Below are 14030 nucleotides of genomic sequence, written 5' to 3' on the forward strand. Positions count from 1 at the left end.
TGATAAGCGCCGGGGGTAGTTGCCGTGGAAACTTTTAGCCCATCTCCGGATGGGCTTTTTTCTCCACCAACAACCTGATCTCACGCGCTTTTTACGCCGAAAACGCTATACTGCACTAAATTAGTGCAAACGACTCCAGGAGACTGCTGAATGGCAACTGGCACGCTGCCCGATGCTGGGCAGATCCTCAATTCTTTGATTAACAGCATATTGCTGGTCGATGACGAGCTGGCCGTTCATTACGCCAACCCGGCCGCGCAGCAGCTGCTCGCCCAAAGCGCACGTAAACTGTTCGGCACCCCGCTTCCTGAACTCCTGAGCTATTTTTCACTGAATATTGGCCTGATGCAGGAAAGTTTGCAGGCCGGCCAGGGGTTTACCGATAACGAAGTGACGCTGGTGATCGACGGGCGCTCGCACATTCTGTCGCTAACCGCGCAACGTCTTCCCGAAGGCCTGATCCTGCTGGAAATGGCGCCGATGGATAATCAGCGTCGACTGAGCCAGGAGCAGCTTCAGCACGCGCAGCAGATTGCCGCCCGTGACCTGGTGCGCGGTCTGGCGCATGAAATCAAAAACCCGCTGGGTGGATTACGCGGCGCGGCGCAGCTTCTGACCAAGGCGCTGCCCGATCCCGCGCTGGCGGAGTACACCAACGTCATCATTGAGCAGGCGGACCGTCTGCGGAATCTGGTAGACCGTCTTCTCGGTCCGCAGCAGCCGGGAATGCACGTTACTGAAAGCATCCATAAAGTGGCTGAGCGGGTGGTGAAGCTCGTCTCAATGGAGCTGCCGGAGAACGTCACGCTGGTACGTGATTACGATCCAAGCCTGCCGGAACTGGCCCATGACCCGGACCAGATTGAGCAGGTCCTGTTGAATATTGTGCGTAATGCCCTGCAGGCGCTTGGGCCTGAAGGCGGCGAGATTATTTTACGCACCCGCACCGCCTTCCAGCTCACGTTACACGGCGTGCGCTACCGGCTGGCGGCCCGAATCGACGTTGAGGATAACGGGCCCGGCATTCCATCGCATTTGCAGGACACCCTGTTCTACCCGATGGTAAGCGGTCGCGAAGGCGGAACCGGCCTGGGCTTATCCATTGCCCGCAGTTTGATCGATCAACACTCCGGGAAAATTGAATTTACCAGTTGGCCGGGACATACCGAGTTTTCAGTTTTCCTGCCGATTAAAAAATAAAGGTGACGTTTATGCAACGAGGGATAGTCTGGGTAGTCGATGACGATAGCTCCATCCGTTGGGTGCTTGAACGCGCGCTCACTGGGGCAGGATTAAGCTGCACGACGTTTGAGAGCGGCAGCGAAGTGCTCGACGCACTCACCACCAAAACGCCAGATGTTCTGCTTTCGGATATTCGTATGCCGGGCATGGACGGGCTGGCGCTGTTAAAGCAGATCAAACAACGCCACCCTATGCTTCCGGTCATCATAATGACTGCGCACTCCGATCTGGATGCCGCAGTGAGCGCCTATCAGCAAGGGGCGTTTGATTACCTGCCCAAACCCTTTGATATCGACGAAGCGGTGGCGCTGGTTGAGCGCGCGATTAGCCATTATCAGGAGCAGCAACAGCCGCGCCACGCACCCGATTTTGGGCCAACGACAGATATCATCGGTGAAGCGCCGGCGATGCAGGACGTGTTTCGCATTATCGGTCGTTTGTCCCGCTCGTCCATCAGCGTATTGATTAACGGTGAGTCGGGAACCGGTAAAGAACTTGTGGCGCATGCATTGCACCGCCACAGCCCGCGGGCAAAAGCGCCGTTCATCGCCCTGAATATGGCGGCGATCCCGAAGGATTTGATTGAGTCCGAACTGTTCGGCCATGAAAAAGGGGCATTTACCGGCGCCAATACCATTCGCCAGGGGCGGTTTGAACAGGCTGACGGCGGTACGCTGTTCCTGGATGAAATTGGCGATATGCCGCTGGATGTCCAGACCCGCCTGCTGCGCGTGCTGGCCGACGGGCAGTTTTATCGCGTGGGAGGCTATGCGCCGGTAAAGGTGGACGTGCGCATTATCGCCGCGACCCACCAGAATCTGGAGCAACGCGTGCAGGAAGGAAAGTTCCGTGAGGATTTATTCCACCGTCTGAACGTCATTCGCGTTCATCTGCCGCCGCTGCGAGAACGTCGGGAAGATATTCCCCGCCTGGCGCGTCATTTCCTGCAGGTAGCCGCTCGTGAGCTGGGCGTGGAAGCCAAGCAGCTTCACCCGGAAACCGATGCCGCTCTGACGCGTCTGGCGTGGCCGGGCAACGTACGCCAGCTGGAAAACACCTGCCGCTGGTTAACCGTGATGGCCGCCGGGCAGGAAGTGCTGATTCAGGATTTACCGGCCGAGCTGTTTGAAGCGACCGCGCCTGAAAGCAGTACCGGGCACGCGCTGCCGGACAGCTGGGCGACGCTGCTGGCGCAGTGGGCCGACCGCGCGCTGCGTTCCGGTCATCAAAACCTGCTGTCTGAAGCTCAGCCGGAGATGGAGCGTACGCTGTTAACTACCGCGCTTCGTCATACGCAGGGCCATAAGCAGGAAGCCGCTCGCCTGCTGGGATGGGGACGTAATACCCTGACGCGCAAGCTTAAAGAGCTGGGAATGGAGTGATCGCACGCCGCTGTGTAAAGGTTATTCATTGAGCGCAAATTGCCGTTATTTTGCGCTTTACTGTTCCGATGAGTTTTGTATGATCGTGCCCGGAAATTGGGGGTGAACATCATGCTGGAAACAATCGTGAATATGCTCTCTAGCGGAGCCGCTGAAAGCCACACGCCACAGACAGCCGTTGCGGCCATGTTGTGTGCGGCGTTGGTGGGGCTGTTTAGCTAGCGAGTTGAACGTAAAAGCCGGGTGGCGGCTTCGCCTTACCCGGCCTACGTTTTGTGCATTTTGCAATGCGCCTTAAATCACCCGCGAGAACTGCTGCAGTCGCGCTTTCTGACGTAGATACGCGTCAAAGCACATGCAGATATTACGGATCAACAGACGCCCTTTCGGCGTGACCTCAATCGCGCTCTCCGACACATCCACCAGCCCGTCTTTCGCCAGCGGTGCAATCAGCTTCAGGTCTTCCGCAAAATAATCGCTGAAGTGCAGATCCCACTGCGACTCAACGTCGCTGAAATCGAGACGGAAATTGCAGATTAGCGCCTTAATCACATCGCGTCGGATGCAGTCGTCGCGCGTTAACGCAATGCCGCGCCACAGCGCGTTGCCCGTTTCATCAACCTGCTGGTAGTAAAGCTTCAGCTCTTTCTGGTTCTGCGCGTAACAGTCGCCAATCATGCTGATAGCGGAGACGCCCATCCCCAGCAAATCGGTATCGCCCTGGGTTGTGTAGCCCTGGAAGTTGCGGTGCAGAACGCCTTCACGCTGCGCAATCGCCAGCTCGTCATCCGGACGGGCAAAGTGATCCATCCCGATAAACTGATAGCCGGTTTCGGTCAGCGAGGTAATGGTTTCCTGCAGGATATCCAGCTTCTGCTGGGCAGAAGGAAGATCGGCATCTTTGATTTTTCGCTGAGCGGCAAAGAGCGTCGGCAGATGCGCATAGTTAAAGACGCTCAGGCGGTCCGGGTTGAGTTCGGCCACGCGCTTCAGGGTGAAGGCGAAGCTTTCCGGCGTTTGCTTTGGCAGGCCGTAAATCAGGTCAATATTGGTCGAGGTGAAACCAATCTCGCGCGCGTGATTGAGTAAGGCAAAGATAAATTCTTCGTCCTGCTCGCGGTTCACCAGACGCTGAACCTCTTTATTGAAATCCTGCACGCCCATACTCAGACGATTGAAGCCTTCGGCGCGTAAGTGATCCAGTACATCCAGCTCAATTTCACGCGGATCGACTTCGATCGAGATTTCAGCGTCGGCGTTAAAACTGAAATTGCCGCGCAGCAGGGTCATCAGGCGGCTGATTTGCGCTTTATTCAGATAGGTTGGCGTCCCGCCGCCCCAGTGCAGCTGGCTGACGTGACGGCCAGCAAAAAGCGGCGCGCGATGGACAATTTCTTGTTCAAGCGCATCAAGATATTGGTCGGCTTTGTGCTGCTGACGGGTAACGATTTTATTGCAGCCGCAGAAGTAGCAAAGCTTGTGGCAGAACGGAATATGGACGTAGAGCGACAGCGGACGCTCAGGATAGCGCGCGACAGCCTGCTGGAAATCAGCCTCGCCGAAGGCATCGGAGAACTCCAGCGCGGTGGGGTATGACGTATAACGCGGCCCGGAATAGTTATATTTCTGGATTAGGGCCAAATCCCAGTCGATAGTTGGTGCTGACATGCTCACTCCTTCCGTTGGTGTCGCGTTCGTATACGGCGGCCCGTTCTGGCCCCATCGCGGGCCATCATTCGGGTGCGCAGCCACTTCTGTCGCCGCGACAACCGCCGTAGTTTAACGAATAACCACACCAGATAACATATAACCGGAAGGGTTATAAGCAGGACTATCGTGCCTGCCGGGTGCAAATGTTAGTTTCCACCCTTCAGAAGACGCATCATATCTTCCTGCTTCTCGTCTTCTTCTTCATTTTCGTCATCGTCGTATGACAGGCCCAGCTTCTGCATCAGTTCATCGATACGATCCAGTTTGGCATCCACCCATGACTGCTCTTCAGCGGTCAGGGTTTCACCCTCTTCAAGACGTTCCAGCAGCGCGTCCAGGCGCTCATCGTTCTCCAGCAAATCCAGCTCAGCCTGCGGTGAAAGCATAGGTTTCTCGCTCTTTGGTTTGTGCTGCTTAGTGACCGGGGTGTCTGTCACGCCCAGTGGAATGGGAGTTTTACTGCCGATACGAGGGTCTTTCTGCTGTTTGCCTTTTGCAGAAGCACCCGCTGCACCACCACCGTTGGCACGGCTACCCGCAGCGTGACCGCGATGTTTTTTGTCGCGTTTGCGATCGCGCGCTTCCTGGTTCAGTTCTTCGCGCGTTTTGCGGCGTGCTTTTGCAGGGCGTTTCGCGCCCGCAGCGGAGGTTGGTTTTTTCATGATGTTTTATCTTTAAGTCGTTTTCTTCAGTATAGAATTGCGGCGAAATCTAGCAGAAAGCAAGCAAAGAAAAAAGGCGACAGAGCAATCTGTCGCCTTTTTTCCTGACTCACAACCCTTAGCGGGTCAGACATTCCGTGTTTGCCAACAACAAACCCTGTTTATCCCTTGGCTAATACCGTCCGTGATACGGTTCCATTTCCTTTTAAAACGCCTCCAGGCGCTGGTCATCCTGACAATCCTGCGTCTTCGCCTCCTGGCGCTCCTGACCCTAATCCTTAAGTCGATTTCCTGTTGGCTTCCTCGCCCTGACGCACACTTTACCTTGTTCCGTTAAACTAACAAGCAACGAAACGGTACAAAAAGGTTTTTTCAGACAATTACCCGGAAATAAGCTTATGATTTAAAACAGTTTGGCTTTTTTGACGCCTGCGAATTCTCTGAAATCTCCCATAGCATCACTGGCCGATCTCTCACACCGGTTGGAGCATTCGCCTACAGCTCATAGCAATCAGAAAAGCCTTTTGGCTGCATTCGGGTATAATCCCCTTCAGATTACGATTTTGGAGACGACCACGTGACTACCTGGAACTACCAACAGACGCATTTTGTCACCAGTGCGCCCGATATTCGCCACCTTCCTTCTGATACCGGTATTGAAGTGGCATTTGCTGGCCGCTCCAATGCGGGGAAATCCAGCGCCCTGAATACGCTGACCAATCAGAAGAGCCTGGCGCGTACCTCAAAAACACCTGGCCGTACCCAGCTGATCAACCTGTTTGAAGTCGCAGAGGGCAAACGCCTGGTCGACTTACCGGGCTACGGTTACGCGCAGGTACCGGAAGAGATGAAAATCAAGTGGCAGCGTGCGCTGGGTGAATACCTGGAAAAACGCCTGTGCCTGAAAGGTCTGGTGGTGCTGATGGATATTCGCCATCCCCTGAAAGATCTGGATCAGCAGATGATCGACTGGGCTGTAGCAAGCGATATCGCCGTGCTGGTGCTGCTGACGAAAGCCGATAAGCTGGCGAGCGGCGCGCGTAAAGCGCAGGTGAATATGGTTCGCGAAGCGGTGCTGGCGTTCAACGGTGATGTGCAGGTTGAGCCGTTCTCCTCGCTGAAAAAGCTGGGCGTGGACAAGCTGCGTCAGAAGCTCGATACCTGGTTTAGCGAGCTGGAACCCGCGACGGAAGCGGAAGAAGCGTAATACCGAGCGCGGCGATAGCCGCGTTTTTTTTTGCCTGAATTTTTCTTTGCCGCAATAAAAAACGCCCCAGTCATTACTGACTGGGGCGGCTAAAATATTCAGCCAAATCCGATTACGTGAAGTAAAAGGTCTGAAAGATAGAACATCTTACCTCTGTACCCTACGCCGACAACTCTACCCCTTTTTGTGCTGCAGAAAAAGCACTTTTTGTAGTTTTTTTTCATTCTTTACATAGGGAATTCTAATGATTGTCACAAAACGCGCGTTGTTATGTTGCAAACTTACATAAAAAGCGCGTTATGCGAAGAACCGTTAGTGAGCCTGATCCCAGTTTTCGCCACTTCCCACTTCCACCAGCAACGGCACGTCAAGCGTCATGCTGCTTTCCATCAGTTCGTGGATCTTCTTCGACACGGCGTCGAGGTCGTCTTTGTGCACTTCAAATACCAGTTCATCGTGTACCTGCATGATCATCTTCACGCGAGGCTTCTCTTTTTCCAGCCAGGCATCAACGGCGATCATTGCACGCTTAATAATGTCCGCCGCGGTACCCTGCATCGGGGCGTTGATCGCCGCACGCTCTGCGCCAGCGCGACGCGCCGCGTTGCTGGATTTGATGTCCGGTAGGTAGAGGCGGCGGCCATCCAGGGTTTCGACGTAACCTTTTTCCTTCGCCTGCGCGCGGGTGCGTTCCATGTATTCCAGCACGCCCGGATAACGCTCGAAGTAGAGATCCATATACTTCTGCGACTCTTTGCGCGGAATATTGAGCTGGCGCGAAAGACCAAATGCACTCATGCCGTAAATCAGACCGAAGTTGATCGCCTTAGCACTGCGGCGCTGCTCGTTGGTCACGCTATCCAACGGCAAGCCGAAGACTTCCGCCGCAGTTGCCCGGTGGATATCCTTCCCTTCAGCAAACGCGGTCAGCAGGCCTTTGTCGCGGGACAGATGCGCCATAATGCGCAGCTCAATTTGCGAGTAGTCAGCAGAGACAATCAGATAATCCTCTGGTGCGATGAAAGCCTGTCGAATACGGCGGCCTTCTTCGTTACGTACCGGGATGTTCTGCAGGTTGGGATCGGTTGATGAGAGACGACCGGTCGCCGCGACAGCCTGATGGTACGACGTGTGCACACGACCCGTTTTCGGGTTGATCATCAGCGGGAGCTTGTCGGTGTAGGTAGACTTCAGCTTCGCGAGGCCACGGTACTGAAGAATCACTTTTGGCAGCGGGTAATCCAGCGCCAGCTCTTCCAGCACCTCTTCAGAGGTTGACGGCGCGCCGCCAGGAGTTTTCTTCAGCGGCTTGATGCCCTGCTTTTCAAACAGAATGGTTTGCAGCTGCTTCGGCGAAGAGAGGTTAAACGGCTCGCCTGCAAGCTCATGCGCTTTTTGCTCGAGCTCGGTCAGACGCTGCGCCAGCTCCCCGGAGTGGTTATGCAGCACCGTTGGGTCGATTTTCACGCCGTTGCGTTCAATGCGGGACAGCACGGGCACCAGCGGCATCTCGATATGCTGGAACACGTTCAGCGGACCTGCATGCTTCTGCAGTTTTGGCCACATCTTCAGGTGCAGCTGTAGCGTGACATCTGCGTCTTCCGCCGCGTAGCGCCCCGCTTCTTCCAGAGCAATCTGGTTAAAGGTGAGCTGATTTTTCCCTTTACCGGCAATCTCTTCAAAGGTGATCGTTTTGTGCTTGAGCCAGCGGTCAGATAAGGAATCCATATCATGGCGGCCCGCGACGCTGTCCAGAATGTAGGATTCAAGCATGGTGTCGAAGGCAATCCCGCGCAGTTCAATGCCGTAGTTTTGCAGAATGCCGCGGTCGTACTTGAGGTTTTGTCCAACCTTGAGCGCCTTTTCGTCTTCCAGGATCGGCTTCAGCAGCTCAAGCACGCGTTCACGGGAGATCTGCTCCGGCGCATCCAGGTAATCGTGCGCCACAGGGACGTAGGCGGCAATACCAGGCTCTGTCGCAAATGACAGACCAACCATATTGGCAGAGATGTTATCGAGGCTGTCGGTTTCGGTATCAAAGGCAAAGACGGGCGCCTTTTTCAGCTTATCGATCCAGGCGATTAGCTGTGACTCTTCAAGAATGGTTTCGTAGTTGTCGAAGGAAAGCGCCACGGCTTCTTCTTCCGCCTGCTCTTCTGCGTCAACGACGATCGTCTCCTTCGGCTTTGCAGCAGGTTTGGCCCCTTTCGCCTGCAGCCATTTACCGGCTTCCACGTCAGCCGTCCAGCGCTTGAATTCGTATTTCTTAAACAGGCTCAGCAGATCGTCAGCGGAAGGCTGTTGCACTTCAAGCTGCTCACAGCCCAGCTCCAGTTCGACATCGGTTTTGATTGTGGCCAGCTTATAGGAGAGATAAGCCACCTCTTTGTTCTCTTCCAGTTTTCCGGCCATGGTTTTTGCGCCACGGAAGGAGAGCCCGGCGATTTTGTCTGACTCCGCGTAGAGCGTATCCAGACCACCCAGCCCCTGAAGCAGCGCCTGCGCGGTTTTTTCACCGACGCCAGGGACACCCGGGATGTTATCCGAGGAGTCGCCCATCAACGCGAGGAAGTCGATAATCAGCTCAGGCGGCACGCCGTACTTTGTGACCACTTCTTCTGGCCCCAGAATGGTGTTGGTCATGGTGTTAATCAGGGTGATGCCTGGCGTCACCAGCTGCGCCATATCTTTATCACCGGTGCTGATCAGCACAGGACGCCCCATCTTTTCTGCTTCACGCGCCAGCGTACCGATGACGTCATCGGCTTCAACGCCAGAGACGGCCAGCAGCGGCAGCCCCATCGCTTTTACCATGGTGTGCAGCGGCTCAATCTGCGCGCGCAGATCGTCAGGCATTGGCGGACGGTGAGATTTGTAATGCTCAAACAGCTCGTCGCGGAAAGTTTTACCTTTCGCATCAAAGACCACAGCCGCATGGGTTGGCTGATACTGAAGGATCAGGCTGCGCAGCATGTTCAGCACGCCGTACATTGCGCCGGTGGGTTCCCCTGCGCTATTGGTCAGAGGAGGAAACGCATGATATGCCCGATACAGGTAAGAAGAGCCATCGACGAGAATAAGAGGGTTTTCTGGGATCTGAACCATAATGTCCGTGCCTTTAATCAATTTATGGGTAAAGGATGCCACAGAAGGATGAAAACATCAGGTATTAGCGCCAGATACAGGAAAAGATTTTGCGATCGTGAGGATCGCTCGCAAAAATCAAACTGTGGATAAGTTTGTGTATATTTTCACTTCATATGAATAACAGACGTAAAAAATACATATGCGTTAATTTTTAGATCTTAATTATCATACTGTTATAGCATTAGATCTTATCTATATGGTCAACTGATGGCAATTTAGTCTATGTGGATATAAGCCTTGTTAAGCGCGCAATCACAGAGAAATCGTCTGCGACAGGGTAAAAGCGGCCAAATCATCACGTCAAAGCGCCATTAATTTGTCTGTTTTCTGGTAAAATCAGCGCCCGGCGTTGCATAGCCGACCGCTCACTTACAGCTAACTACCTGAAAAAGCTCATCATGCCGAGATTGCTCGCAGCAATAACATTACTGTTAAGCATCATTTTAACTATCCTGGTGACTGTCGCCTGCTCTGTGCCGATCATCATCGCCGGGATCGTTAAACTGCTGCTGCCTGTTCCCATGGTGTGGCGAGCCGTGTCCGCATTTTGTAACTTCATGATGTACTGCTGGTGCGAAGGACTGGCGATACTGCTGTGCCTGAACTCGCATCTGAAGTGGGATATCAAAGGGCTGGAGAGTCTTAACAAGAAGAACTGGTATCTGCTGATCTGCAATCACCACAGCTGGGCGGACATCGTGGTGTTATGCGTACTTTTTCGCAAACACATCCCGATGAACAAATATTTTCTGAAACAGCAGCTCGCCTGGGTGCCTTTTATCGGGCTGGCCTGCTGGGCACTTGATATGCCGTTTATGAAACGCTATTCGCGCAGCTATTTGATTCGTCATCCCGAGCGTCGCGGCAAAGATGTGGATACCACGCGCCGTTCCTGCGAAAAGTTTCGCGCGCATCCTACGACCATCGTGAACTTTGTTGAAGGCTCCCGGTTTACGGAAGAGAAGCATCAACAAACTCGCTCCCCTTACCAGCACTTGCTGCCGCCAAAGGCTGCGGGTATTGCGATGGCGCTTAACGTGCTGGGATCACAGTTCGATAAACTCCTGAACGTCACACTCTGCTATCCGGAAAACAATAAGACGCCGTTCTACGATATGCTCAGCGGCAAACTGACGCGCATTGTTGTGCGTGTCGATCTGGTTCCGATAGATGCCGGGCTGCACGGTGATTACGTTAACGATAAGAATTTCAAGCGTCGTTTCCAGCAGTGGCTTAATACGCTCTGGAAAGAGAAAGACGAACAGATAGACAATATTAAATCTTCATACAAAAACGCCGGTCAGTGACCGGCGTTTTTACATCCGCGAAATTACTTCTTCTCAACCAGGTATTTCACGGTATCAGCATACTGCTGTACGAAGACATCCATGCTGCTGGTGTCCATGCCCTGCATGTTCAGCTGGTATTTGCCGTTAACAAACATCGCCGGAACGCCCTGAAGCTGGAGGTCAGCAGCCGCTTTTTCCTGCTGAGCAACCAGAGATTTCACCACAAAGCTGTTCCATGCTGCGTCATACTCTTCACCTTTCACGCCGGCATCAACGAACACTTTACGGATATCCGCAGTGGTCTGAACGGTTTGGGTTTTCTGTACGGCTTCAAACATTGGCGCAGTGATCTTATCTTCCACGCCCAGTGCCATCGCAACCGCCCACGCCTGGGTCAGGTCTTTACCCAATGGGCCCAGGAACTCGACGTGGTACTTGGTCATTTTGGTGCCTTCTGGCAGCTTTTTCTTCACGTTGTCAGAAACATGCAGAACCTGCTCGAACTGATAGCAGTGTGGGCAATAGAACGAGAAGAACTCCAGAACCTGTGGCTCGCCAGCGACCGGTTTGTCCAGCGTGATGAACTGTTTGCCGTCGGTAAACTGCGCAGCAGAAGCGCTAAATGCCAGAATCATACCTGCCAGCGCCAGCCAAATTTTTTTCATGATTAACTCTCTCCTGGGTGTGTCCAATTAATACATCGGCGTTAATTGCAGAGGGGGTTCCTGAAGAACCTTGACCTGCTCAGTAAATGTAGATATCTGGCTACGCCAGTAATCCTCTCCGGTAAGCCACGGGAAATTCCGGGGAAATGCGGGATCGTCCCAACGCCTGATTAACCATGCGAGATAATAAACAAAACGCATCGCACGTAAAGGCTCAATCAGGGCAATTTCGTCTGAATTAAACGGGCTAAATTCTTCATAAGCTTCAATAATGGTTTCAAGCTGCATGCGTTGCTCGGCTTTGTCGCCATTGAGCAGCATCCATAGGTCCTGAACCGCTGGCCCCATACGCGCATCATCGAGATCGACAAAAAGCGGGCCATCACGCCAGAGGATATTTCCGGCATGACAATCGCCATGCAGGCGCAGGACAGAAATATCGTCGCGCCAGCAGGTTTTAACAGCAGCAATGAGCTTATCGGTGGCGTTGAGGAAATCATCCTTTAACGCAGTGGGGATCATGGCAGACGTTTCGAATATTCCGCGCGGCTCAAGAAGGTATTCCTGAATCCCGATAGTCGGGCGGGCAGTAAAGGCTTTTTTGCGTCCCGTCTGGTGTATGCGCCCAAGATAGCGGGCAACCCACTCCATCTGATCGATATTATCCGCTTCAAACTGGCGGCCACCCAGGCTCGGGAATACAGCGTAGTAAAACCCTTCGTGCGTGAGGAGCGTTTGGTTATTGAATTTTAGCGGCGCGGCAACGGGAACATCGTCATCCAGCAGATCGTGAGCAAACTGATGCTCTTCCTGAATTTGTTCTGCGGACCAGCGTTCAGGACGATAGAATTTTACGACGAAGCGCTGACGATCCTCATCCTGAAACTGATAGACGCGGTTTTCGTAGCTGTTTAACGGTGTTAGCCCGGAATCCACCCGAATACCCTGTTCAAACAGGGCATCCATAATGGTGTCCGGGTGTAATGTCTGGAAAGTAAAAGCCTGGTCGTTCATCCGATCATCCGGAAATTATACGAATGATTCAGGATATCATCTTGTGGCGATTTCGGTGCCGCCGCTTACAAGCTTTTACTCTTTAATTACGCCTCGGGCGCGTAGTAATGCGGTCTTAAAATCTTCCTCATAATCTTTCTGAATACCAGGAATAACAGCATCTTTGGCAGAGTCACGCATTTTAAGGTGATAGATCAGGATGTCGTCAGAAAGGTCTGCCAGATCGCCGTCAAAACCTGACTCTTTCGCCAGTTTCTGTAAAAATTGCATCAGATTTAGCTCTGGCTCTTTTTGCCAGGCGGGCTGGAGGAGTTCAATAACTTCATTCAGACGTTTACATTTCATGGTGGTGCTCCTTTCATTTAGAGTGACACGTTAGCAGGGTCAATCCCACAATAAAAGAGGCGATATTCGTGAATCTTAGCCAGGAAATCATTGGGGTCGTTCTGGCAGGTGGCAGAGCGACGCGAATGGGGGGAAAAGATAAGGGGCTTCAACGCCTGAACGGCAAACCCTTATGGCAATGTGTCGCTGATACGCTCGCAGGCCAGGTGTCGACAATGGTCATCAGTGCTAACCGGCATATCGACACTTACCAGCTCAGCGGGTATGCCGTTTACCAGGATATCCTTGAGGATTACCCGGGACCGCTGGCCGGTATGCTTTCGGTCATGCAACAGTCTCACGGAGAGTGGTTTATCTTCTGTCCCTGCGATACCCCGTTTATTCCGTCCTGTCTTGTCGAACGTTTGTTGCTGCTTCGGGGTACGGCTCCTGTGGTTTGGGTACATGACGGCGAGCGTGATCATCCTGCTATCGCATTGATGCACCGATCCCTGGCGCCAGCCCTGCAGTACTATCTGGCTGCGGGAGAGCGCAGGGTGATGGCTTTTATGCGCGAGTCTGGTGGTCATCCCGTTGATTTTAGCGATTTAAAATCAGCTTTTGTGAATGTGAATACGCCTGAAGATTTGCAGATGATGCAGGAGAAAAGATGATACCTGTTGTCGCCATTTCTGCCTGGAGTGGGACCGGAAAAACCACTCTGCTGAAAAAGCTCATTCCTGCGCTTTGTGCCAGAGGTATCCGTCCAGGATTGATTAAACATACCCACCATAATATGGATGTCGATAAACCGGGCAAAGATAGCTATGCGTTGCGTAAAGCGGGTGCAGCGCAAACGATGGTGGCAAGTACTCTACGCTGGGCGCTGATGACAGAAACGCCGGATGAGGCACCGCTGGATCTCGCTTATCTGGTCAGCCGGATGGATCACGCTACGCTGGATCTGGTGCTGGTTGAGGGATTTAAGCATGAGGCCGTGCCTAAGATCCTACTGTTCAGAAGCGATGCCGGGCCTGATTTCAGCGAATTAACGCTGGATGAGCATGTGATTGCGGTGGCCAGTGATGTTGTATTGCCGCTTGAAGTTCCGATGCTGGATTTAAATGATGTGGATGGGATTGCGGAGTTTATTGTGGAGTGGAGTGCGATCTGACTTGCCGGGTGGCAGCTTTGCCTTATCCAGCCTACAAATCTCTGTGATGCTTAAACGCAAAAAGGCCATCCTTGCGGATGGCCTTTCTACTTAATTGATGCCTGGCAGTTCCCTACTCTCACATGGGGAGACCCCACACTACCATCGGCGCTACGGCGTTTCACTTCTGAGTTCGGCATGGGGTCAGGTGGGACCACCGCGCTAAAGCCGCCAG

At 53.3% G+C, this 14030-nt stretch carries 13 protein-coding genes and 1 rRNA gene; 7 read left to right on the top strand and 7 right to left on the bottom strand.

Annotation, left to right across the window (positions count from 1 at the left end; translation table 11 throughout):
• The first annotated feature begins 150 nt into the window (after window positions 1-150).
• From glnL to SPH27_RS20945, 3 genes are all read left to right on the top strand, one after another.
• Complete coding sequence (glnL, locus tag SPH27_RS20935; protein ID WP_008501857.1) at window positions 151-1200, top strand: nitrogen regulation protein NR(II); 1050 nt, start codon at window positions 151-153, stop codon at window positions 1198-1200.
• 11 nt (window positions 1201-1211) lie between these two features.
• A complete protein-coding gene (gene glnG / locus SPH27_RS20940; RefSeq protein WP_023309765.1) occupies window positions 1212-2624 on the top strand; it encodes a nitrogen regulation protein NR(I) in 1413 nt (470 codons plus the stop codon).
• A 111-nt stretch (window positions 2625-2735) separates the two neighbouring features.
• The gene (locus tag SPH27_RS20945; RefSeq protein ID WP_023333898.1) at window positions 2736-2846 is read left to right on the top strand and encodes a YshB family small membrane protein; all 111 of its coding nucleotides are present in this window, start codon (window positions 2736-2738) and stop codon (window positions 2844-2846) included.
• Window positions 2847-2918: 72 nt separating this feature from the next.
• Here SPH27_RS20945 and hemN read toward each other — a convergent pair whose 3' ends face one another.
• Window positions 2919-4292 carry an oxygen-independent coproporphyrinogen III oxidase gene (hemN, locus tag SPH27_RS20950; protein ID WP_039264183.1) on the bottom strand — a complete coding sequence of 458 codons (1374 nt, stop codon included), beginning with the start codon at window positions 4290-4292 and terminating at the stop codon, window positions 2919-2921.
• A 188-nt stretch (window positions 4293-4480) separates the two neighbouring features.
• Window positions 4481-4996 carry a Der GTPase-activating protein YihI gene (gene yihI / locus SPH27_RS20955; protein WP_039264182.1) on the bottom strand — a complete coding sequence of 172 codons (516 nt, stop codon included), beginning with the start codon at window positions 4994-4996 and terminating at the stop codon, window positions 4481-4483.
• A gap of 577 nt (window positions 4997-5573) precedes the next feature.
• Here yihI and yihA point away from each other — a divergent pair.
• On the top strand, window positions 5574-6203 hold the full coding sequence (gene yihA / locus SPH27_RS20960; protein WP_087822903.1) for a ribosome biogenesis GTP-binding protein YihA/YsxC: 630 nt from the start codon (window positions 5574-5576) through the stop codon (window positions 6201-6203).
• A gap of 312 nt (window positions 6204-6515) precedes the next feature.
• On the opposite strand, the gene polA is transcribed toward yihA, so the two are convergent.
• Window positions 6516-9308 (bottom strand): DNA polymerase I, encoded by a 2793-nt coding sequence (gene polA, locus SPH27_RS20965; RefSeq protein WP_096151161.1) that lies wholly within the window; start codon window positions 9306-9308, stop codon window positions 6516-6518.
• 440 nt (window positions 9309-9748) lie between these two features.
• On the opposite strand from polA, the gene SPH27_RS20970 reads away from it, so the two are divergent.
• Window positions 9749-10657 carry an acyltransferase gene (locus SPH27_RS20970; protein ID WP_048981039.1) on the top strand — a complete coding sequence of 303 codons (909 nt, stop codon included), beginning with the start codon at window positions 9749-9751 and terminating at the stop codon, window positions 10655-10657.
• A gap of 23 nt (window positions 10658-10680) precedes the next feature.
• On the opposite strand, the gene dsbA is transcribed toward SPH27_RS20970, so the two are convergent.
• The 3 genes from dsbA to SPH27_RS20985 form a co-directional block, all read right to left on the bottom strand.
• Window positions 10681-11304 (bottom strand): thiol:disulfide interchange protein DsbA, encoded by a 624-nt coding sequence (gene dsbA, locus SPH27_RS20975; RefSeq protein ID WP_096151160.1) that lies wholly within the window; start codon window positions 11302-11304, stop codon window positions 10681-10683.
• Window positions 11305-11331: 27 nt separating this feature from the next.
• On the bottom strand, window positions 11332-12318 hold the full coding sequence (locus tag SPH27_RS20980; RefSeq protein WP_048975668.1) for a serine/threonine protein kinase: 987 nt from the start codon (window positions 12316-12318) through the stop codon (window positions 11332-11334).
• 75 nt (window positions 12319-12393) lie between these two features.
• A complete protein-coding gene (locus SPH27_RS20985) occupies window positions 12394-12663 on the bottom strand; it encodes a YihD family protein (RefSeq protein WP_008501866.1) in 270 nt (89 codons plus the stop codon).
• Between the two features lie 68 nt (window positions 12664-12731).
• On the opposite strand from SPH27_RS20985, the gene mobA reads away from it, so the two are divergent.
• Together mobA and mobB are read left to right on the top strand one after the other, a co-directional pair.
• Window positions 12732-13316 (top strand): molybdenum cofactor guanylyltransferase MobA, encoded by a 585-nt coding sequence (mobA, locus tag SPH27_RS20990; protein ID WP_182072203.1) that lies wholly within the window; start codon window positions 12732-12734, stop codon window positions 13314-13316.
• Complete coding sequence (gene mobB, locus SPH27_RS20995; RefSeq protein WP_182072205.1) at window positions 13313-13816, top strand: molybdopterin-guanine dinucleotide biosynthesis protein MobB; 504 nt, start codon at window positions 13313-13315, stop codon at window positions 13814-13816. The genes mobA and mobB overlap by 4 nt, the downstream gene beginning before the upstream one ends.
• A 99-nt stretch (window positions 13817-13915) precedes the next feature.
• Here mobB and rrf read toward each other — a convergent pair.
• Window positions 13916-14030 (bottom strand): 5S ribosomal RNA (rrf, locus tag SPH27_RS21000).

The sequence above is a fragment of the Enterobacter sp. A103 genome, from assembly GCF_034427535.1.
GTDB classification, from domain to species: domain Bacteria; phylum Pseudomonadota; class Gammaproteobacteria; order Enterobacterales; family Enterobacteriaceae; genus Enterobacter; species Enterobacter asburiae_B.

What these genes read in the sequence shown, in the direction of transcription:
- glnL (WP_008501857.1), top strand. Translation starts at nt 151, where the DNA reads ATGGCAACTGGCACGCTGCCCGATGCTGGGCAGATCCTCAATTCTTTG.
- glnG (WP_023309765.1), top strand. Translation starts at nt 1,212, where the DNA reads ATGCAACGAGGGATAGTCTGGGTAGTCGATGACGATAGCTCCATCCGT.
- SPH27_RS20945 (WP_023333898.1), top strand. Translation starts at nt 2,736, where the DNA reads ATGCTGGAAACAATCGTGAATATGCTCTCTAGCGGAGCCGCTGAAAGC.
- hemN (WP_039264183.1), bottom strand. Translation starts at nt 4,292, where the DNA reads ATGTCAGCACCAACTATCGACTGGGATTTGGCCCTAATCCAGAAATAT.
- yihI (WP_039264182.1), bottom strand. Translation starts at nt 4,996, where the DNA reads ATGAAAAAACCAACCTCCGCTGCGGGCGCGAAACGCCCTGCAAAAGCA.
- polA (WP_096151161.1), bottom strand. Translation starts at nt 9,308, where the DNA reads ATGGTTCAGATCCCAGAAAACCCTCTTATTCTCGTCGATGGCTCTTCT.
- SPH27_RS20970 (WP_048981039.1), top strand. Translation starts at nt 9,749, where the DNA reads ATGCCGAGATTGCTCGCAGCAATAACATTACTGTTAAGCATCATTTTA.
- dsbA (WP_096151160.1), bottom strand. Translation starts at nt 11,304, where the DNA reads ATGAAAAAAATTTGGCTGGCGCTGGCAGGTATGATTCTGGCATTTAGC.
- SPH27_RS20980 (WP_048975668.1), bottom strand. Translation starts at nt 12,318, where the DNA reads ATGAACGACCAGGCTTTTACTTTCCAGACATTACACCCGGACACCATT.
- SPH27_RS20985 (WP_008501866.1), bottom strand. Translation starts at nt 12,663, where the DNA reads ATGAAATGTAAACGTCTGAATGAAGTTATTGAACTCCTCCAGCCCGCC.
- mobB (WP_182072205.1), top strand. Translation starts at nt 13,313, where the DNA reads ATGATACCTGTTGTCGCCATTTCTGCCTGGAGTGGGACCGGAAAAACC.